18 protein-coding genes, 6 tRNA genes and 2 other RNA genes are annotated in these 19,789 nt (G+C 50.1%); 14 read left to right on the top strand and 12 right to left on the bottom strand.

Annotation, left to right across the window (positions count from 1 at the left end; genetic code table 11):
* On the top strand, positions 1-882 hold the full coding sequence (gene cysW / locus AACH44_RS14740) for a sulfate ABC transporter permease subunit CysW (RefSeq protein ID WP_261847735.1): 882 nt from the start codon (positions 1-3) through the stop codon (positions 880-882).
* Positions 872-1,864, top strand: coding sequence for a sulfate/molybdate ABC transporter ATP-binding protein (locus AACH44_RS14735; protein WP_261847734.1), 993 nt, complete (start codon positions 872-874; stop codon positions 1,862-1,864). Before cysW ends, AACH44_RS14735 begins: the two co-directional genes overlap by 11 nt.
* 73 nt (positions 1,865-1,937) lie before the next feature.
* Here AACH44_RS14735 and AACH44_RS14730 read toward each other — a convergent pair whose 3' ends face one another.
* Positions 1,938-2,372 carry a DoxX family protein gene (locus tag AACH44_RS14730; RefSeq protein ID WP_261847733.1) on the bottom strand — a complete coding sequence of 145 codons (435 nt, stop codon included), beginning with the start codon at positions 2,370-2,372 and terminating at the stop codon, positions 1,938-1,940.
* Positions 2,373-2,728: 356 nt separating this feature from the next.
* Here AACH44_RS14730 and AACH44_RS14725 point away from each other — a divergent pair, with 356 nt between their 5' ends.
* On the top strand, positions 2,729-3,835 hold the full coding sequence (locus AACH44_RS14725) for an NADH:flavin oxidoreductase (RefSeq protein ID WP_261847732.1): 1,107 nt from the start codon (positions 2,729-2,731) through the stop codon (positions 3,833-3,835).
* 152 nt (positions 3,836-3,987) lie between these two features.
* Here the strand turns inward: AACH44_RS14725 and AACH44_RS14720 are convergent.
* From AACH44_RS14720 to AACH44_RS14695, 6 genes are all read right to left on the bottom strand, one after another.
* Positions 3,988-4,115, bottom strand: a non-coding RNA gene (locus tag AACH44_RS14720) — RtT sRNA.
* A 45-nt stretch (positions 4,116-4,160) separates the two neighbouring features.
* A non-coding RNA gene (locus AACH44_RS14715) (RtT sRNA) lies at positions 4,161-4,288 on the bottom strand.
* Between the two features lie 45 nt (positions 4,289-4,333).
* A tRNA-Lys gene (locus AACH44_RS14710) sits at positions 4,334-4,409 on the bottom strand.
* 7 nt (positions 4,410-4,416) lie between these two features.
* Positions 4,417-4,492: transfer RNA gene (locus AACH44_RS14705), tRNA-Val, on the bottom strand.
* Between the two features lie 54 nt (positions 4,493-4,546).
* Positions 4,547-4,622 (bottom strand) — tRNA-Val (locus AACH44_RS14700).
* Positions 4,623-4,680: 58 nt separating this feature from the next.
* Positions 4,681-4,756, bottom strand: a tRNA-Val gene (locus tag AACH44_RS14695).
* A 290-nt stretch (positions 4,757-5,046) separates the two neighbouring features.
* Here AACH44_RS14695 and gltX point away from each other — a divergent pair.
* A complete protein-coding gene (gene gltX / locus AACH44_RS14690; protein ID WP_261847731.1) occupies positions 5,047-6,462 on the top strand; it encodes a glutamate--tRNA ligase in 1,416 nt (471 codons plus the stop codon).
* A gap of 81 nt (positions 6,463-6,543) precedes the next feature.
* On the opposite strand, the gene AACH44_RS14685 is transcribed toward gltX, so the two are convergent.
* Complete coding sequence (locus tag AACH44_RS14685; RefSeq protein ID WP_261847730.1) at positions 6,544-7,413, bottom strand: alpha/beta hydrolase; 870 nt, start codon at positions 7,411-7,413, stop codon at positions 6,544-6,546.
* 266 nt (positions 7,414-7,679) lie between these two features.
* Here AACH44_RS14685 and AACH44_RS14680 point away from each other — a divergent pair.
* A tRNA-Ala gene (locus tag AACH44_RS14680) sits at positions 7,680-7,755 on the top strand.
* 47 nt (positions 7,756-7,802) lie between these two features.
* A tRNA-Ala gene (locus AACH44_RS14675) sits at positions 7,803-7,878 on the top strand.
* Positions 7,879-8,026: 148 nt separating this feature from the next.
* On the opposite strand, the gene ung is transcribed toward AACH44_RS14675, so the two are convergent.
* The gene (ung, locus tag AACH44_RS14670; RefSeq protein ID WP_012822888.1) at positions 8,027-8,713 is read right to left on the bottom strand and encodes a uracil-DNA glycosylase; all 687 of its coding nucleotides are present in this window, start codon (positions 8,711-8,713) and stop codon (positions 8,027-8,029) included.
* A 375-nt stretch (positions 8,714-9,088) separates the two neighbouring features.
* On the opposite strand from ung, the gene grcA reads away from it, so the two are divergent.
* Positions 9,089-9,472 carry an autonomous glycyl radical cofactor GrcA gene (gene grcA / locus AACH44_RS14665; protein WP_011094805.1) on the top strand — a complete coding sequence of 128 codons (384 nt, stop codon included), beginning with the start codon at positions 9,089-9,091 and terminating at the stop codon, positions 9,470-9,472.
* Positions 9,473-9,554: 82 nt separating this feature from the next.
* On the opposite strand, the gene srmB is transcribed toward grcA, so the two are convergent.
* On the bottom strand, positions 9,555-10,880 hold the full coding sequence (gene srmB, locus AACH44_RS14660; RefSeq protein ID WP_261847729.1) for an ATP-dependent RNA helicase SrmB: 1,326 nt from the start codon (positions 10,878-10,880) through the stop codon (positions 9,555-9,557).
* Between the two features lie 134 nt (positions 10,881-11,014).
* Here srmB and trmN point away from each other — a divergent pair, with 134 nt between their 5' ends.
* A complete protein-coding gene (trmN, locus tag AACH44_RS14655; RefSeq protein WP_261847728.1) occupies positions 11,015-11,761 on the top strand; it encodes a tRNA(1)(Val) (adenine(37)-N(6))-methyltransferase TrmN in 747 nt (248 codons plus the stop codon).
* 71 nt (positions 11,762-11,832) lie between these two features.
* Here trmN and nadB read toward each other — a convergent pair whose 3' ends face one another.
* Positions 11,833-13,434, bottom strand: coding sequence for an L-aspartate oxidase (gene nadB / locus AACH44_RS14650; protein ID WP_261847727.1), 1,602 nt, complete (start codon positions 13,432-13,434; stop codon positions 11,833-11,835).
* Between the two features lie 400 nt (positions 13,435-13,834).
* Here nadB and rpoE point away from each other — a divergent pair, with 400 nt between their 5' ends.
* From rpoE to rseC, 4 genes are read left to right on the top strand one after another with little or no spacing between them, the layout of a single operon-like run.
* Positions 13,835-14,410, top strand: coding sequence for an RNA polymerase sigma factor RpoE (gene rpoE, locus AACH44_RS14645; RefSeq protein ID WP_005973561.1), 576 nt, complete (start codon positions 13,835-13,837; stop codon positions 14,408-14,410).
* Between the two features lie 59 nt (positions 14,411-14,469).
* On the top strand, positions 14,470-15,117 hold the full coding sequence (gene rseA, locus AACH44_RS14640) for an anti-sigma-E factor RseA (RefSeq protein ID WP_261847726.1): 648 nt from the start codon (positions 14,470-14,472) through the stop codon (positions 15,115-15,117).
* The gene (rseB, locus tag AACH44_RS14635) at positions 15,117-16,079 is read left to right on the top strand and encodes a sigma-E factor regulatory protein RseB (protein ID WP_261847725.1); all 963 of its coding nucleotides are present in this window, start codon (positions 15,117-15,119) and stop codon (positions 16,077-16,079) included. The genes rseA and rseB overlap by 1 nt, the downstream gene beginning before the upstream one ends.
* Positions 16,076-16,528, top strand: a complete 453-nt coding sequence (rseC, locus tag AACH44_RS14630; RefSeq protein ID WP_261847724.1) for a SoxR-reducing system protein RseC — start codon at positions 16,076-16,078, stop codon at positions 16,526-16,528. Before rseB ends, rseC begins: the two co-directional genes overlap by 4 nt.
* A 92-nt stretch (positions 16,529-16,620) precedes the next feature.
* Here rseC and AACH44_RS14625 read toward each other — a convergent pair whose 3' ends face one another.
* Positions 16,621-16,833 (bottom strand): hypothetical protein, encoded by a 213-nt coding sequence (locus tag AACH44_RS14625; protein ID WP_133169879.1) that lies wholly within the window; start codon positions 16,831-16,833, stop codon positions 16,621-16,623.
* Between AACH44_RS14625 and lepA the strand changes: the two genes are divergently transcribed.
* Both lepA and lepB read left to right on the top strand, forming a co-directional pair.
* Complete coding sequence (gene lepA, locus AACH44_RS14620) at positions 16,825-18,624, top strand: translation elongation factor 4 (protein WP_261847723.1); 1,800 nt, start codon at positions 16,825-16,827, stop codon at positions 18,622-18,624. The genes AACH44_RS14625 and lepA overlap by 9 nt on opposite strands.
* Positions 18,625-18,640: 16 nt before the next feature.
* A complete protein-coding gene (gene lepB / locus AACH44_RS14615) occupies positions 18,641-19,606 on the top strand; it encodes a signal peptidase I (RefSeq protein ID WP_261847722.1) in 966 nt (321 codons plus the stop codon).
* The last annotated feature ends 183 nt before the right edge of the window (positions 19,607-19,789 follow it).

Here is a 19,789-nt window from a genome sequence, read left to right as displayed (position 1 = left end):
ATGGAACAGGTTATTTCCTCTCAGGCCAGCGCAGCTAAAAGAAAAAAACAGCCCGCAGCCTATTACATTCTGGTTTCACTGGCGTGGGTCGTCTTTTTCCTGATTTTGGTACTGCCGCTGATGATGGTGGTGACTCAGGGACTGGATAAAGGCGTTGGGGCATTTTGGGACGCGATTAGCGAACCGGATGCGATCTCTGCGCTTAAGCTGACGCTGCTTGCAACCGTCATTTCTGTACCGCTAAACGTGGTATTCGGGCTGGCGACGGCGTGGTGTGTGACGAAGTTCGAATTTCGTGGCAAAAGTTTCCTGCTGGCGCTGATCGATTTGCCCTTTTCTGTTTCCCCTGTGGTTGCCGGACTGGTGTATGTGCTGCTGTTTGGGGCACAAAGTAAGATCTATCCTTTCCTGCTGGAACACGATCTGCAAATTGTTTACGCCGTGCCGGGCATCGTACTGGCGACGATTTTTGTCACGTTGCCTTATGTTGCCCGTGAGCTGATTCCGCTGATGGAAGAACAAGGGTCGCAGGAAGAAGAAGCGGCGCGACTGCTGGGGGCGAACGGCTGGCAAATGTTCTGGCACATTACGCTGCCGAATGTGAAATGGGCGTTGATCTACGGCGTGGTGCTGTGCACCGCGCGTGCGATGGGGGAATTTGGTGCTGTTTCCGTCATTTCCGGCCATATTCGCGGCCTGACTAACACATTGCCGCTGCATATCGAAATTCTTTATAACGAGTACAATATCGTTGCGGCTTTCAGCGTGGCGATCCTGCTGCTAATTATGTCACTGGTCGTACTGCTGCTGCGCCAGTGGAGTGAGAGCCGATTGACGAAGCAAATACAGAAACAACAGGAGTTGGCCAAAAATGAGCATTGAGATTCGCAATATTAATAAACAATTTGGCCAGTTTCGGGCGCTGAACGAGATTAATTTGTCGATCCACAGCGGTGAACTGGTGGCGCTGCTGGGGCCATCGGGCTGCGGTAAGACCACGCTGCTGCGTATTATCGCCGGGCTGGAGCAGCCAGATAGCGGCAGTATTATTTTCCACGGTCAGGATGTGTCCGTTCACGATGTGCGTAAACGTAACGTCGGGTTTGTATTCCAGCACTATGCGCTGTTTCGCCATATGACGGTGTTCGATAACGTCGCGTTTGGGCTGCGAATGAAGCCGAAGAATATCCGCCCATCGAAAAGTGAGATCGAAAAGAAAGTGCATGAATTGCTGAATCTGGTGCAGTTGGACTGGCTGGGGGATCGCTATCCTGAACAGCTTTCCGGTGGCCAGCGTCAGCGTATTGCACTGGCACGTGCATTGATCGTTGAGCCGAGCATTCTGCTGCTGGATGAACCTTTTGGTGCGTTGGATGCCAAGGTGCGTAAAGAGCTGCGTCGCTGGTTGTCTCAACTGCATGAAGATATCGATCTGACATCGGTATTTGTGACACACGATCAGGAAGAGGCGATGGAAGTCGCCGACCGTATCGTGCTGATGAACAAAGGAGTCATTGAACAAATTGGTACGCCTGCGGAAGTGTATAACAACCCAGCCAGCGAATTTGTTTACCATTTCCTTGGCGACAGTAACCGGCTGAAAGTGGCGCAAACGGAAGAAACCATTCTGTTCCGTCCGCATGAAGTATCGCTATCCGTTCAGGCACAGGATGGCTATCAGGCGGTGACCGTGCGTGATATTCGCCCGCTCGGTGCTTTAACGCGTCTGTCGTTGAAACTGGGTGAGCAGTCGGAACTGATTGAAGCAGAAGTAGCAAAAGACGATGTGAGCCTGGAAGGGTTGCAGAAAGGTGACGTGATTCAGTTTAAGCCCAAGCGTTATAGCCACGATTGGGAAATCTGATTGGCATGTTATGGCAACAAAAAACCCGCGGATTCGCGGGTTTTTTTAACGGTTAATGCTTGTATGACAAGAATTAACGATAAGCGGAGTTAGACGCTACAGAGTAACGGCCGCTGCCCACCAGCATAATAATGATTCCAGCAAAGAAATAGAGCGCTTCGACTTCCAGCGCCCATGCACCCACGTTAGTCAGGGTAAAGAATTTAGCCGTGCCCACCATCAGCGTCGCCACAACCAGTGTCAGCGCGGCGATCAAGCCGGAAATACGGGTAAACACGCCCAGAATAATCAGAATTGGCGCAACGACTTCGCCCACATAAACGCCATAAGCGATAAAACCAGGCAGACCTGCGCCTTGTAGCATCTGTACGATCCAGCCTACGCCGTGCTCTACTTTTGCTACGCCGTGAAACAGCAGCAGAATACCCACGGTTAAACGCAGTAAAAGTTTACCTGCGTCAGGGTGATCGGTTAAACGCGTGAACCACTGATTCAACTGAGAAATCATACTAGACAACCTCATGAGTAAGCGAAAAGTGCTATTTGATATAAGGCGGCAGTGTCGTTGATTTAGCGCCTGAATAGAAAACAAATAAATTTGATATTTTTTGTCAAAAAATTAGGTGAAGCGTATGAACGCCGATAAGCATAGCACTACGATGATGGCAGTCTAATGATGGATAGGTATAACGCAATAACAAGATGTTATGAGAAGGAACGCTGACTTGAATAATCAAAATCCAGATAGTGGAGGATGGTACGATACGCTATGTTGCAAGTGTCGTACAAGCATATAGGTTGGGTATCTAATTGATATTTGACGTTGCTAGCGCATTACGCATTAAACCATAAAAGGAAATATTTATGTCTGATGATGTTCTGTTTAGTCCCTTCACGCTGAAAGGGTTAACCCTTCCTAACCGTATTGTTATGGCACCGATGACGAGAGGTATGGCTGAAAACGGCATTCCCGGTCTGGCGAATGCGGAATATTATCGCCGTCGTGCAGAAGGGGGCGTAGGACTTATTCTGACGGAGGGGACGGTGGTCGATCGTCCCGCTTCGCGTAATATGCCGGGGATCCCGTTTTTTCATGGTGAAGCGGCGCTGGCGGGTTGGGATGCCGTGGCTCAAGCGGTCCATGCCGCAGGTGGTCGCATTGGTCCACAAATTTGGCATACTGGCTCAACACATGGTCGCGGCTGGGAACCGGATGCGCCTGTTGAAAGCCCCTCTGGACTGGTTGGACCGAATGAACCCCGTGGTGTGGTGATGACGGAAGAAGACATAGCCGATACCGTGGCGGCTTTTGCCCATGCGGCAGCCGATGCTAAACGACTGGGATTTGATACGCTGGAACTGCATGGCGCACATGGCTACCTGATCGATCAATTCTTCTGGTCGGGTACGAATAAGCGTACAGATGCTTTCGGCGGAGCAACGATCCGTGAGCGTTCCCACTTTGCCGCAGAGGTTATCCGCGCTGTCCGAGCGGCTGTTGGTCAGGATTTCCCGTTGATCCTGCGTGTTAGCCAGTGGAAACAGCAGGATTACAGCGCGCGACTTGCTACCTCTCCAAATGAGATGACGGACTGGTTGGCACCGCTGGTTGAGGCTGGTGTAGATATTCTCCACTGTTCCCAGCGCCGTTTCTGGGAGCCTGAGTTCCCCGAAGTTGATGGGGCAGAAGGGCTGAACTTCGCCGGTTGGGCGAAAAAGCTGACAGGGGCGGCGACAATCAGCGTTGGATCGGTGGGGTTGACCTCAGATTTCTTTGCTGCGTTTGGTGGTGAAGGTTCTGGTACAGCAGCGCTGGATAATCTGTATACGCGGATGGAGCGAGAGGAGTTTGATTTGATCGCTGTCGGCCGGGTATTGCTCTCTGATGCGCAATGGGTGCAAAAAGTACGTTCTGGACAGACTAATAAATTACGCGGTTTTGATGCAGCGGACTTGGCCGTATTGGCGTGAGATTCAGGTGCTGCAGTCGAGTAAGGCTGCGGTGCCTCATTGATTTTTCTGTAAAATCAATACGAATCAGTTAACGCAGGTTCTCGCCTACACGACACGTGCAATAGATAATGTTGGTGGATTTACTTCAGAGAGGAATCACTTTGCGGAAGTGGTGGGTCGTGCAGGATGACTCGGCCTTTGGCCTCGCCCCTTCGGGGTCAACGCTGACGCGTTGCTGTCTCGCTTCGCTCGGCTCGAACCTGAACGCAGGTTCTCACCTACACGACACGTGCAATAGATAATGTTGGTGGATTTGCTTCAGAGAGGAATCACTTTGCGGAAGTGGTGGGTCGTGCAGGATGACTCGGCCTTTGGCCTCGCCCCTTCGGGGTCAACGCTGACGCGTTGCTGTCTCGCTTCGCTCGGCTCGAACCTGAACGCAGGTTCTCACCTACACGACACGTGCAATAGATAATGTTGGTGGATTTGCTTCAGAGAGGAATCACTTTGCGGAAGTGGTGGGTCGTGCAGGATTCGAACCTGCGACCAATTGATTAAAAGTCAACTGCTCTACCAACTGAGCTAACGACCCGCAGAAGTGGTGGGTGATGACGGGATCGAACCGCCGACCCCCTCCTTGTAAGGGAGGTGCTCTCCCAGCTGAGCTAATCACCCACTTCTGTACTACGTTTACTTCAATTTCTAATAAGAAGACCAGCTGGTAGAGATTGGTGGGTGATGACGGGATCGAACCGCCGACCCCCTCCTTGTAAGGGAGGTGCTCTCCCAGCTGAGCTAATCACCCAATCTCAAATCTTCTTACTTTACACAGCGAGACACTTTTACTTAAAGTTCGTAAAGTGTGGTGGGTGATGACGGGATCGAACCGCCGACCCCCTCCTTGTAAGGGAGGTGCTCTCCCAGCTGAGCTAATCACCCCCGCTGTGTGGAGTCGCATTATAGGGATCCTTGAATATGAGTCAACGCTTTTTAAAACTAAAATGATTGTTCGTTGCAAAATTAGACAAGGCGTCGTATTTATCGTCATTGACGCTGCATCCTTGCGCGATTCGGCGAGCTATCTTGCCATTTCTCCCAGAATAAACACGCGTGTGGCATGTTACGGCGTTGAGGAATCGAGGCAGAGTGATAGAATGTTGCCCACTTTTGTTCTCTGAGCTTATGTCGGTCTTGCCGACAGTCGTTGCGTAATAAGGCTGTAATCCCAAATGAAAATCAAAACCCGTTTCGCCCCTAGTCCTACTGGCTATCTTCACGTCGGTGGCGCTCGTACCGCACTTTACTCTTGGCTGTTTGCCCGTCATCAGGACGGTGAGTTCGTGCTGCGTATTGAAGATACCGATCTGGAGCGTTCAACTCAGGACGCGATTGATGCCATTATGGATGGTATGAACTGGCTGAGCCTGAACTGGGATGAAGGCCCGTACTACCAGACTAAGCGTTTTGACCGCTACAACGCTGTTATTGATCAGATGTTAGAAAACGGTACGGCCTATAAGTGCTACTGTTCTAAAGAGCGTCTGGAAGCCCTGCGCGAGCAGCAGATGGAAAAGGGTGATAAGCCACGTTACGACGGCTGTTGCCGTGGTTCTCACGAACATCATGCTGATAATGAGCCGCACGTTGTGCGTTTCCTCAACCCACAAGAAGGTTCGGTGATCTTCAATGACCGTATTCGTGGGCCGATCGAATTCAGCAATCAGGAACTCGATGACCTGATTATTCGCCGTACTGACGGTTCACCGACCTACAATTTCTGTGTCGTTATCGATGATTGGGATATGGAAATCACGCACGTTATCCGCGGTGAAGACCATATCAACAACACACCGCGTCAGATCAACATCCTGAAAGCGCTGGGCGCACCAGTGCCAGAATATGCGCATGTGTCGATGATTCTGGGCGACGACGGTAAGAAATTGTCCAAAAGGCACGGTGCTGTCGGTGTGATGCAATACCGCGATGACGGCTATTTGCCGGAGGCGCTGTTGAACTATCTGGTGCGTTTAGGCTGGTCATCTGGCGATCAGGAAATCTTCTCTATTGATGAGATGAAGTCTCTGTTCTCGCTGGATGCGGTCAGCAAGTCCGCGAGCGCTTTCAATACTGAGAAGCTGCAATGGCTGAATCATCACTATATTAACCATTTGCCAGCAGAATACGTGGCGACGCATCTGTCATGGCATATCGAGCAAGCAGGAATTGATACGCGCACCGGGCCGCAGTTGAGCGAACTGGTTGGTTTGCTGGGCGAGCGTTGTAAGACGCTGAAAGAAATGGCAGATTCTTGCCGTTATTTCTATGAAGATTTTGCGGAATTTGACGCTGATGCCGCGAAGAAACATCTGCGTCCGGTTGCCCGTCAACCGCTTGAACTGGTTCGTGAGAAACTGGCCGCGATTACGAGTTGGACGCCGGAGAACATCCATCATGCTATTCAGAGCTCGGCGGATGAGCTGAGTCAGGGCATGGGTAAAGTCGGTATGCCGCTGCGCGTTGCGGTAACGGGGGCGGGCCAGTCTCCAGGTGTTGACGTTACGGTACACGCGATTGGTCAACAGCGTTCGCTGGCGCGTATCGATAAAGCACTGACGTTCATCGCCGAGCGTGAAGCGCAACAGTAATCGTTATCGCGTGAATAGCGTTATATAAAATGAACCCCAGCTTCTGGCCGGGGTTCATTTTTTTATGGCGTGGTATGGGAATTATTGACCAGCAATGGCAACCGCTTTACCGATGGCATCGGGGATCACGTCGCCGTGCCCTTTACCGGGGAACAGAATAAAGTCGGCTTTTGTGCCTTGTTCGTTGAGCTGTGCGACCAGTGCTGTTGCTCTTTCCACCATTTTTCTTTGGCTGAGCCGTTCTGCCCGTTTTTCATCAACAGGTTTACCCGCCTGTGTTTTAGCTGGCTCATCTTCATTTGCTCCTGCCGTGACGGTTATTGACTGCGGTGGTGTAGCGAGCAGCGGCGTTCTTGCCGGAATCACGACGCCATTTCCCCACCAGATAGACGGGCTTGCGGCAACATAACGCTGGAAAGATTCGGTGTGGTTAAACAGCGTATAGAGCGTAAACAGACCGCCGAAAGAGTGCCCGGCCAGTGTTTGTTTCTGCTTATTGACGGCGTAGTTCACTTCAACCCAAGGCTTTACCGTGGATTGCAGGAATTGGTAAAATGCTTCCGCTTCGCCGCCTGCGGCAAAATCTGGATCGGTGAGTGTCGTTGGCAGCGTGTAGTCTCGCGTACGGGCGGGAATATCGTAAGGTTTATCGATCGGATAACCGACAGCGACAATCAGTGGTGCTGCGCCATTTTTTGCATTATAGCTGTTTACGGCAACGGGGAACTGAGCGTTGCCATCCAGCATGTACAGAACCGGATAACCGCCTTTAGGTTCGGGTTGGCGGGGGATCGCGATGAAAAGCCGATAGACATGCTGTGCATCGCTTTTCATTTCAACGTGTTTGATCTCAAATTGAGCTTTTGCTTGTTCGGTCATATCAGGGATAGTTGGCTGTGCCCGAGCAGGCAACATGCCAGAGGCCGATACCATCAGAGAAAATACAATCATAGGAAAATAGCGCATGTGATGAGGTTTATATAGGAGGCAGAAGCGTAACGTGAAATAATGATAATAAATCGCGTTATCGTTAGCAGCTTTTTTATTGTGCTTATGATGAGATGACACCGAAATTGCCGCCTGTTTTCTCTCACCTTTGGCGTCTTTTTCAGCGGTTGATCGGATAAGCGGATTTAGCCGTTGACACTGCTAATCGGGTTTCATATTATGCGACGCGTTCGCACGGTACTTGCCTTTACGGTAATACTGTAAGATATGGGGCTATAGCTCAGCTGGGAGAGCGCTTGCATGGCATGCAAGAGGTCAGCGGTTCGATCCCGCTTAGCTCCACCAAACACTCCCTCTGTTTGGTTGATTATCACGAATATTCCACACGTTGTGGGGCTATAGCTCAGCTGGGAGAGCGCTTGCATGGCATGCAAGAGGTCAGCGGTTCGATCCCGCTTAGCTCCACCAAATCATCGAATGAATTCTTATTTATTCCTTTTCTCGATATATTTGTATTCAATCAACGTTTCTCATTTGCTCAATACTGTAGTCAGCGATTTCTCGTAAATGACAGTTGGCCGCCTTCGTTTTTTGAAGACAACCAAACCGTTATCGTTTAAGCCTCTTCTGGGAGCCTTGGCGTCCAGTCTATTGGTGACAGCCCTTGCTGTTCCAGAAGCTGATTAGCTTGAGAAAAATGCTTACAGCCCAAGAAACCACGGTGTGCAGACAGTGGGGAAGGGTGCGGCGATTTCAGAATATGATGGCGCTGTTGGTCAATGATGTTGCCTTTTTTCTGTGCATGAGAGCCCCACAGTAGAAAAACCAGACCTTCCCGTTGTTCATTCAATGCCGCGATGACGCGGTCAGTAAACGTTTCCCAGCCCAAATTAGCATGCGAGTGCGCTTGCCCGGCCTCAACCGTTAGTACGGTGTTTAGCAGTAGAACACCTTGCTCTGCCCAGCTTTGCAGAAAACCGTGCCGTGGAATTTCAAATCCAGGGATGTCGCTCGCCAGTTCTTTATAAATATTACCCAAAGAAGGCGGAGCGGGCACGCCTGGGCGAACGGAAAATGACAGCCCGTGCGCCTGATTCGGCCCGTGATAGGGATCTTGCCCGAGAATGACGACTTTGACCTGATGTAGTTCAGTAAAGCGGAACGCATTGAAAACATCCTTCTGCGGGGGATAGATAGTTTTACCCGCTGCACGTTCTTTTCCAACGAATTCAAGGGTATTAATGAAGTAAGGCTGCTGCTTTTCTTGTGCCAGCACGTCATGCCAGGTGAGAGAGGTCGCCATCATGCACTCTTTTTTTACAGGTTGAATGGTGTTAGGGGTAGCTTACCGATCTATCGTGGCGAGGTAAAACCGTAACCGCTGTTGCCAGGATTAAAATGATTTTTTTGAAAAAAAATTGAAAATTTACAAAAATATTTGCAATTCGATGTGGTGGTAAAATTGATATAAAACAATATATTGCCCTCGCATGGCTAAGTTGCAAGGTCTTAAAGTTGATTTAAGTCAAGGATATCTGGTTATCAGACTGGTATATAGGAGGCAGATACAAACGGTTTTATACGATCGCTATGAAATCTGGCCGTTTTTTACCGATAGCGATTTTAACTAAGTCAGTTTTTAACTAAGACAATAACACGCCGTTTTACGGAGGCAATTATGGTTACTGGTATTCAAATCACCAAGGCTAACGACAGCGCTCTGATCAATTCCTTCTGGTTGCTGGATGAAGAAAAATCACAGGCGCGTTGCGTGTGTGCGAAATCGGGTTATAGCGAAGATCAAATCGTTCCAATGAGCGATCTGGGTCAGATCGAGTATCGTGAAATTCCGCTGGAAATCAAACCTGAAGTGCGTGTAGAAGGTGGTCAACACCTGAACGTAAACGTTCTGCGCCGTGAGACGCTGGAAGATGCGGTTAAGCACCCAGAAAACTATCCGCAGCTGACCATTCGCGTGTCTGGCTACGCGGTTCGTTTCAACTCATTGACACCGGAACAACAGCGCGACGTTATCGCTCGTACTTTTACCGCAAGCCTGTAAGTTGTTACTTAAGCCTTAACAAGAAGGGAGCCGAAGCTCCCTTTTTTACATCTGTGTTTTTATCGTGTTCACACCAACGGGTTTATTCGCCGGTCGGTTCACTGGTTTTCTGCGTTGGTTGACGACGCTTACCCACATTTTTACTGTCGCGATCGCGAACCTTCACTTTAACTTTTTCTTTTTCCTTCTCTTTTTTCTCTTGCCGCTTAGCCAGCACTTTTTTCGACGGTTTTCCCGTCGTTTTGGCGCTTGGTGCTTTCGTCTCTGGGCGGAGTTCATCAATGACGCGCGGTTTTAACGGTTCATTCAGGTAGCGGCTGATTTTTCCCAGCAGCAGATGATCGTGCGCTTCAACGAAAGAGATGGCACAGCCTTTGCGACCCGCGCGGCCGGTGCGGCCGATGCGGTGAAGATAAGTATCTGCTGTGCGCGGCAAGTCGAAGTTAAATACATGGCTGACATCGTTAATATCAATACCACGCGCAGCGATATCTGTTGCCACCAGCACGTTAACCCGGCCGTCGCTCATGCGTTTGATCGCCTCGTTGCGCTTGGCTTGCACCATTTCGCCTTCAAGATAGCATGAGTTAATGCCCGCTTCACGCAGCCAGGCTACCAGCTCATGAACTCGCTCACGCTTGCGTACAAAGATGATAGAGCGCGTAACATCTGGCTGCTTTAACTGATGGCAAAGCAGAGCCGTTTTGTGTTTGAGATCGTCGGCGCGGTAATACCATTGCAGAATTTTTTTACGTTCCCGACGAGATGGGTCGGATTCGATTTCAACCGGCTCATTGAGCAGACGCTCGGCGAAATCTTTGATCGCGTCCCCTTCCAACGTCGCAGAAAACAGCAGCGTTTGCTTGCGCCAGCGGGTTTCCCCGGCGATGTGTTCAATATCTTGGGCGAAGCCCATATCTAGCATTCTGTCCGCTTCATCCAGAATCAGTGTTTCTACCGCGCGGCAATCGAAGTTTTCTTCTTTGATGTATTGCAACAAGCGGCCGGTCGTCGCGACGACGATATCCTGATTTTCGCTGAACACTTCTGCGTGGTTCATATAGGCCACGCCGCCAGTGATCGTGGCGATATCCAGATGCGTATGTGCCGCGAATGCACGTGCCTGATCGGCTACCTGCATGGCAAGTTCACGGGTTGGTGTGAGGATCAGAATACGAGGTGGACCTGATTTTTTACGAGGAAAATCGATAAGATGCTGCAAAACCGGCAGCAAATAGGCGGCGGTTTTACCTGTTCCTGTTGGCGCGGAGCCCAGTACGTCACGGCCTTCCATCGCCGGAGGGATTGCCTCGGCTTGAATCGCAGTCGGACGTTCATAACCCATATCACGCAGGGCGTCTAACAGGCTTTCATCAAGATCGAGCTCGGAAAAATTGGTTACAGTCATGGTCTACCTCTATTTGGGGCGCCGATTATAGACGGATTGGCCGATTTCTTCACCTGTTTAAGCAGACATCGGCACTTTCCCTGCCCTGATGTTTCACCTATGCTACTGCGGTTTGTGTTTGGAATCTTATTTTCATGAGTCATCAGGCTGATAATAAACTGACATTGCGTCAGGATGGATTTACCTTCAAGCAATTCTTTGTGGCGCACGATCGCTGTGCCATGAAAGTGGGAACCGATGGTATTTTGCTGGGAGCCTGGGCTCCGGTTTCCTCTGCCACGCGAATTCTGGATATCGGCAGCGGTTCCGGCCTCCTTGCGCTGATGCTAGCACAACGCTCCGAGCCGCATGTTCAGATTGATGCCGTCGAACTGGATAGCGCGGCTAGTCAGCAGGCGAAAGAAAACATCGTTGCTTCACCGTGGGCTGACAGAATAACGGTTTATGCTGAGGATATCGTGGGTTTCGCCGCGACGCGAAGTCCCCATTATTCGTTGATTGTCAGTAATCCGCCTTATTTCCAACCTGGGATCGCATGTGGGTCGGTTGAGCGTGAGCAGGCGCGTTATACCACCTCGTTAACCCATGACGCGCTGTTGCACTGTGCGCATCAACTGCTGATGCCCGAAGGGCTTTTTTGCGTGGTGCTGCCCGTTCAGGTTGTGGAGCATTTTATTCCCCTGGCGCAGCAACATCATTGGTACGTTCACCAACAGCTTCGTGTATCGGAACGGGAAGATAAACCTGTGCACCGCATTTTGCTGGCGCTGTCTCGTCAGGAAAGAGAATGTGTGAATTCCTCACTGGTCATCCGTGATGCAGCAAAGTGTTATTCGAGCGATTTTCAGCAACTGACAAAAGATTTCTATCTTTTTATGTAGAAGGCAGACGCGTTTAGCTGCGTCTGCCTTTTCTGTCTTAGCTATTGTTTGCGGATTATTATTTTTGTGAGTTACGGCACCAGAATAGTTGGCGTCGGGGCTTCAAACTGTTCTGGGTAGTCCAGAGTGTAATGCAGTCCACGGCTTTCTTTCCTTTCCAATGCACAGCGGACAATGAGTTCGGCGACTTGTACTAGGTTACGAAGTTCCAGCAAATTGTTGGAAATACGGAAGTGGGCGTAGTACTCATTGATTTCTTGTTGAAGCAGATGGATGCGGCGTTGTGCTCGTTCTAATCTCTTCGTGGTGCGCACGATCCCAACGTAATCCCACATAAACAAACGCAGTTCGTGCCAATTATGCTGGATCACCACCTGTTCGTCGGAATTGTCTACCTGACTTTCATCCCAATCCGGCAATTTTTTCACCGCTTTGATCTGCGGTAAGCGTTGCAAAATATCCTCGGCGGCTGACCAGCCATAAACCAGACATTCCAGCAAAGAATTGGACGCCATGCGGTTTGCGCCATGCAATCCGGTATAGCTGACTTCGCCAATCGCATACAGACCGTCAAGGTCGGTACGCCCATGCTGGTCAACCATCACGCCACCGCAGGTATAGTGCGCTGCCGGTACGATCGGTATCGCTTCTCGCGTCAGATCGATGCCGAGAGACTGTAATTTTTCATCGATAGTGGGGAAGTGCTGTTTGATGAACGCTTCGGGTTTGTGGCTGATGTCCAGATACATGCAGTCTGCACCAAGCCGTTTCATCTCATGGTCAATGGCTCTGGCGACAACATCACGCGGTGCCAGTTCGCCTCTGGTATCGAAATCGGGCATAAAGCGTGTGCCGTCGGGGCGTTTAAGGTACGCCCCTTCACCGCGTAACGCTTCTGTTAACAGGAAATTTCGCGCCTGTGGGTGGAACAGGCAGGTCGGGTGAAACTGATTGAACTCCAGATTTGCCACGCGGCAACCCGCGCGCCATGCCATGGCTATGCCATCACCAGAGGAAATATCGGGATTTGTGGTGTATTGATAAACTTTGGATGCGCCTCCGGTCGCCAGAACCACCGTTTTCGCCCGGCAGGATTCTACGCGCTCCCGTTCACGGTTCCATATATAAGCACCGACAATGCGGCGTGTACCGGGCAAACCCAGCTTATTCGAGGTAATCAAATCGACGGCGTTACAGCGTTCCATAATCCGAATATTTGGATGAGATAACGCTTTCTGCACCAGCGTGTTTTCCACTTCTTTTCCTGTCGCATCCGCGGCGTGCAGAATCCGGCGGTGGCTATGGCCACCTTCGCGCGTGAGATGATAACGTTCTTCGCCGCTGGTGCTGGTTTCGGTATCAAATAATACGCCTTGTTCGATCAGCCACTGCACGCAGTGTTTAGCATTACTGGCGATGAATTCAACGGCTTCCCGCTCACACAGGCCATCACCGGCGATCAGGGTATCTTCGATATGAGAATCAATGGTGTCGGCTTCATCGAAAACAGCTGCGATGCCGCCCTGAGCATAAAATGTCGCGCCTTCGTTGAGCGGACCTTTGCTTAATACCGTCACGTTGGCCTGCGAAGCCAGACGCAATGCCAGTGAAAGCCCGGCAGCACCGCTGCCAATGATTAAAACATCACAGACGTATTCAGTGGTCGTTTGCATGGTTGTGTCGTGGATGCAAAAAGAAGAGGAAATCCGATGGTAGCACCCAATAGTCAATTGCTGTATTGGTTTTTGGCCTCTTCTCTACGCTATAAAGGATAAGCGAATGATGCAATATGGTGAATCGTGCGAATACCTCGGATTTATCGTATCATCCCCCGGAAGAAGAGCGTAGAGCCTCAGATGAAGACAATGTGTGATGAAGAAAGTGTGTGATGACGAGAATGCGTCATAGGTACGCATCGCAAAGATGAGTAACGGCACTAAACAAAAGAAAAACGATGACCTGGAACTTTATTGGATGTCTTGGTTCTAATGAGGAGCTTGCTCTAAATATGACTTATCTAGCTGGCAGTACTATTTTATGTGTGGAGAACGGTTTGAGTAGAGATTACCTCGGATGAGCGAGCAACTGGCAGATCAGGTTCTGGTCGAGCGAGTCCAAAAGGGCGATCAAAAATCGTTTAACTTGTTGGTCGTTCGTTATCAGCATAAGGTAGCGAGCCTGGTATCACGGTATGTTCCACAAGGGGACGTGCCTGACGTGGTACAGGAATCGTTTATTAAAGCGTATCGCGCGTTAGAATCATTCCGCGGTGATAGTGCGTTCTATACGTGGTTGTATCGTATCGCCGTGAATACAGCCAAGAATTACCTGGTAGCTCAGGGGCGCCGCCCGCCTTCCAGCGACATTGATGCCAATGACGCAGAAAACTATGAAAATGCGGGTGCACTGAAAGAAATATCGAACCCTGAGAATTTAATGTTGTCAGAGGAACTACGAAGTATCGTTTTCCGAACTATCGAGTCTTTACCGGAGGATTTACGTTTAGCGATTACGCTGCGTGAGTTGGACGGTTTAAGCTATGAAGAGATTGCCGTGATTATGGATTGTCCCGTCGGCACGGTTCGTTCTCGTATCTTTCGGGCGCGGGAAGCGATTGATAATAAAGTACAACCGCTTATTCAGCGCTAGCGAGCGTTTCCAGCTATCCGCATGATTAATGATGGATTTGACAAGGTAAGGGTGTCGGTATGCAGAAAGAGAAACTTTCCGCTTTAATGGATGGCGAAGCAGTAGATTCCGAGCTGTTAGGCGCATTGTCACGGGATGACGCATTGCAGCAAAGTTGGCAAAGTTATCATCTAATTCGTGATGCGTTACGTGGTGATGTCAGTGAAAACGTGATTCACCTGGACATCGCTTCTCGTGTTGCCGCTGCAATCGAAAAAGAACCTGTTCGTCTGGTTCCACAAGCGCAGCCTGAATCTCAGCCACAACCTGTCGAGTGGGCGAAGATGCCGTTCTGGCACAAAATTCGCCCGTGGGGTAGCCAACTGACGCAAGTCGGTGTCGCTGCCTGCGTATCTTTAGCCGTAATTGTCGGCGTACAAAATTACCAACAGGGCAATGCGACTGAACATGCTGTGGAATCCGGCGTGTTCAGTACTTTACCTGCTATGGGGACCGCTTCCCCGGTGAGCTTGGGCGTACCGTCAGAAAATATTGCCCCTCACAGTGGCCAACAGAAATCTGATATGCAGCGTAACCGCCTTAACGCCATTTTGCAGGACTATGAATTACAGCGCCGATTGCATGCCGAACATGCTCTGCCGCAGGATGATCAGCAAGCGGCAATTCAGGTTCCTGGCACTCAATCATTAGGAACACAGCCCCGGTAATGAAGCGAGTTTGGTCCGCCGCCTGTTTTCTGATTGGCAGCCTGTTTTATTCTACGTTCGCCCCGGCTCAGAATGCTGAGCCGGGCGCGTTGTTACAGCAGATGAATAGCGCTGTTCGTTCTTTGAATTACGAAATTTCATTTATCAACATCACCCTGCAAGGATTTGAGTCGGTACGGTATCGTCATGCCGTGGTCAACAATCATTCCCTGGCGCAATTGTTGTTTATGGATGGGCCGCGACGCGAGATTGTGCAGCGTGGTAATGAGATCAGCTATTTCGATCCCGGTTTTGAGCCATTTACGCTCGCCAGCGATCATATTGTCGATTCTCTCCCTTCCCTCGTCTTTGCTGATTTCCAGAAGTTATCGCCTTATTATGATTTTGTTCCCGCTGATGGGCGGGTGCGCATTGCCGATCGTCTTGCATCTGGTATTCGGGTCATATCACGTGATGGCACACGCTACAGTTATACGGTGTGGATTGATGCGGAATCGAAACTTCCACTGCGTATCGATTTACAAGATCGGAATGGTGACAAGAGGTTAGAACAATTCTTAACGACATCGCTGATTGTTGATGATGATGTGGTTAGCGTGATGCGCCCGCTGGAAGGGATCAAGCTTCCCCCCGTTTTACCCACGTCTGCTGTAGAAAAGGGGGATTTCACCTGGGAGCCCGAATGGTTGCCTACAGGAATGAAAGCGCTTTCGCACAGTAAGAAAATCTTGCCTGGCTCGTCTATTCCGATTGAAACCCGCCTGTACAGCGATGGTTTGTTTAGTTTCTCGATTAATATTAGCCCGTCTTCTGACGTGAGTGAGGAGCAGTCACTGCTCACGGGACGACGTTCTATTCACACCGTCATGCGGGGAAATCGCGAGATTACCGTTGTTGGTGATATCCCAGCTTCTACAGCTAAGCGCGTGGCTGACAGCATCCTTTTGAAGGCGCAACCATGATTAAAGAATGGGCAACGGTTGTGTCATGGCAGGATGGTATTGCGGAGCTGCGGTGTGAACCCAGTGCAGGGTGTGGCAGTTGTAAATCTCGCTCGTCGTGTGGAACTGGCTTATTAAGTCAGCTTGGGCTTTCTGCTGAAAATACGCTGCATGTCCCCTACGATCGGCCTTTGGAAGTGGGACAAAAAGTGGAGTTGGGTATTTCCGAAGGGCGGTTGTTGCTTTCTGCCGCTCTGGTTTACTTTGTTCCGCTGGTTGGGTTGTTGTTCGGGGCGGCGATATTCCAAACGCTATTTAGTACCGATTTGGCTGCCGTTATGGGGGCATTATTGGGGGGCGGGTTAGCGTTTATCGGGGTTAAACGGTGGGCAAAACGGTTAGGTAAAAATAAGCGTTATGAGCCTGTTATCCTGCAAATCGCGCTACCTGGAACGCTGTTGCAAAATTGATTCGTACGTCCAAGCGCAAAGGGCGTGTGGTGCGGAAACCGCGTTCACTCTCTTGCTATCTTTCGACACGATGTTTACCACGTAATGATACTTTACTTCCTGCTTTCCTCTTGTTGTTCTGCTATTCCAAATAAAACCGTCATAATCAAGGGGAATGCACCGGACATGACTAGGTTTTCACGCTTCCCGCATGTAGAATGCTGCGATTCAGGTGGAATAACATCGCTGCTGTTTTCACCTATGCGCATGCCCATCGGCAAGAATTTCAGGAATATCAAGGTAGAAAAATTTTTATAATGAAGCATATACGAAATTTCTCCATTATTGCCCATATCGACCACGGTAAATCGACGTTATCTGACCGTATTATCCAGATCTGCGGCGGTTTAACTGAGCGTGAAATGGCTGCGCAGGTTCTGGATTCGATGGATCTGGAGCGTGAACGCGGAATCACGATTAAAGCGCAAAGCGTAACGTTGGATTATAAAGCGCAGGACGGTCAAACCTACCAGTTAAACTTCATTGATACGCCTGGGCACGTTGACTTCTCTTATGAAGTTTCTCGCTCGCTCGCTGCCTGTGAAGGCGCGCTGCTTGTTGTTGATGCCGGGCAAGGTGTAGAAGCTCAAACGCTGGCTAACTGCTATACCGCGTTGGATATGAATCTGGAAGTGGTGCCGGTTCTTAACAAGATCGACCTACCTGCCGCTGACCCCGATCGTGTTGCTCAAGAGATTGAGGACATTGTTGGCATTGATGCCACTGATGCTGTGCGCTGCTCTGCAAAAACAGGGATAGGCGTGCCGGATGTTCTGGAGCGTCTGGTGCGTGATATTCCTCCGCCGGAAGGTAGCGCCGATGCGCCGTTGCAGGCGCTGATTATTGACTCTTGGTTCGATAACTACCTCGGCGTTGTGTCACTGGTTCGTATTAAAAACGGCACGATGCGTAAAGGTGACAAAATTAAGGTAATGAGTACGGGGCAGGTGTATAACGCCGACCGTCTCGGCATTTTTACACCGAAGCAGATCGATCGCGATGTATTGAACTGCGGTGAAGTCGGCTGGTTAGTGTGCGCCATCAAAGATATTTTAGGTGCGCCAGTCGGGGATACCCTGACGCTGGCGCGTCAGCCAGCTGAAACAGCGTTGCCGGGTTTTAAGAAAGTCAAACCGCAGGTTTATGCCGGTCTGTTCCCGATCAGTTCCGACGACTATGAAGCATTCCGTGATGCGTTAGGCAAGCTGAGCCTCAATGATGCCTCTTTGTTCTATGAGCCAGAAAGCTCTACCGCGCTGGGCTTTGGTTTCCGCTGTGGCTTTCTGGGTCTGTTGCACATGGAGATCATTCAGGAACGTCTGGAGCGTGAGTACGATCTGGAATTGATCACCACTGCGCCGACGGTGGTGTATGAAGTAGAAACGACGGCGAAAGAAACTATTTATGTCGATAGCCCGTCTAAACTGCCGCCGTTGAATAATATCCAGGAATTGCGCGAACCGATTGCCGAGTGTCACATGCTGATGCCTCAGGAATATTTGGGCAACGTGATTACGCTTTGTATTGAGAAGCGCGGTGTGCAGACGAACATGGTGTACCACGGCAATCAGGTTGCGTTGACGTATGAGATCCCGATGGCCGAAGTGGTGCTCGATTTCTTTGATCGCCTGAAATCAACGTCTCGTGGTTATGCATCACTGGATTATGGTTTCAAACGTTTCCAGACATCAGACATGGTGCGCGTTGATGTATTAATCAACAACGAGCGTGTCGATGCATTGGCCCTCATTACTCACCGTGATAATTCACAATACCGTGGCCGTGAATTTGTCGAAAAGATGAAAGAACTGATTCCGCGTCAACAGTTTGATATCGCGATTCAGGCCGCCATTGGTAACCACATTATTGCGCGTTCTACGGTTAAGCAATTGCGTAAAAACGTACTGGCCAAGTGTTATGGTGGCGACGTCAGCCGTAAGAAGAAACTGTTGCAGAAACAGAAAGACGGTAAGAAACGTATGAAGCAGGTCGGTAATGTCGAACTGCCGCAAGAGGCGTTTCTGGCAATCCTGCACGTCGGCAAAGACAGTAAATAAATTCTGAGGAGTTGGCATGGCCAATATGTTTGCCGTAATTCTGGCATTGGTGACGCTGGTCACGGGGATTGTCTGGTGTTTAGATCGCTTCATTTGGGCACCGGCTCGCCGGAAAAAATTTGCCGCCATGAGCGGTGCCGAGCTGGCTGATGGTGCGGTTTCGTCGAAAGCCATTCAACAACCTGGCTGGATCGAAACCATCGCGTCCGTATTCCCAGTAGTGGCTTTGGTATTGGTGGTGCGCTCCTTTATTTATGAGCCGTTTCAAATTCCATCGGGTTCGATGATGCCGACACTGTTGATCGGTGATTTTATTCTGGTGGAGAAATTTGCCTATGGCATTAAAGAACCCTTCACGCAAAAAACGCTGATCGAAACGGGACACCCGAAGCGTGGTGACGTGGTGGTGTTTAAATATCCGTCCGATCCTAAAGTGGACTTCATTAAACGCGTGGTTGGTGTGCCGGGCGATCGCGTCAGCTATAACCCGATAACCAAGCAGGTAACGATTCGTCCATCCTGTCAGGGGCAGCAGGCGTGTGATACCGCACTGGCGGTCACATACAGTAATGTGCAGCCGAGTGATTTTGTTCAGACTTTTAACCAGCCTGGTGGGGAATCGCGTGGCGGTTTCTATCAGGTGCCTGCCAATGACAACAGCGTAGATGGCGTTCGCATGGGCACGCGTAAAGAGTCATTAGGCAATGTCACGCATAATATTTTGCTAGTGCCAGGTCAGCAGGATCAGCTCGGTGGTTATTATCAGCAATCGCAGCAGCAGCTTGCGACATGGGTTGTTCCGACAGGGCACTACTTCATGATGGGTGATAACCGCGACAACAGTCTGGATAGTCGCTATTGGGGCTTTGTACCGGAGAGAAATCTAGTCGGTAAAGCGACGGCTATCTGGATGAGCTTTGATAAGCAGGAAGGTGAATGGCCTACTGGTGTACGTTTGAGTCGCATCGGTGGTATCCATTAACCAAAGTAAGCATTAATCAAAAGTAAACATTACTCAAAATAAGATACAGGCAGCATTATAATGCTGTCCGTTGTAGAATATTTTCTGAAATATTTTTTGAAAGAACGTGCCCTAAATAATGCGGCTTGCAGGACAACACGTTATCGTTTGAACACCGCTAACGTACATGCAATGCGAAGTATG

This window comes from Pectobacterium araliae (assembly GCF_037076465.1).
Taxonomy (GTDB): domain Bacteria; phylum Pseudomonadota; class Gammaproteobacteria; order Enterobacterales; family Enterobacteriaceae; genus Pectobacterium; species Pectobacterium araliae.
Note: the sequence above shows the minus strand (reverse complement) of the source record. Positions and strands in the feature narration are given on the sequence as shown.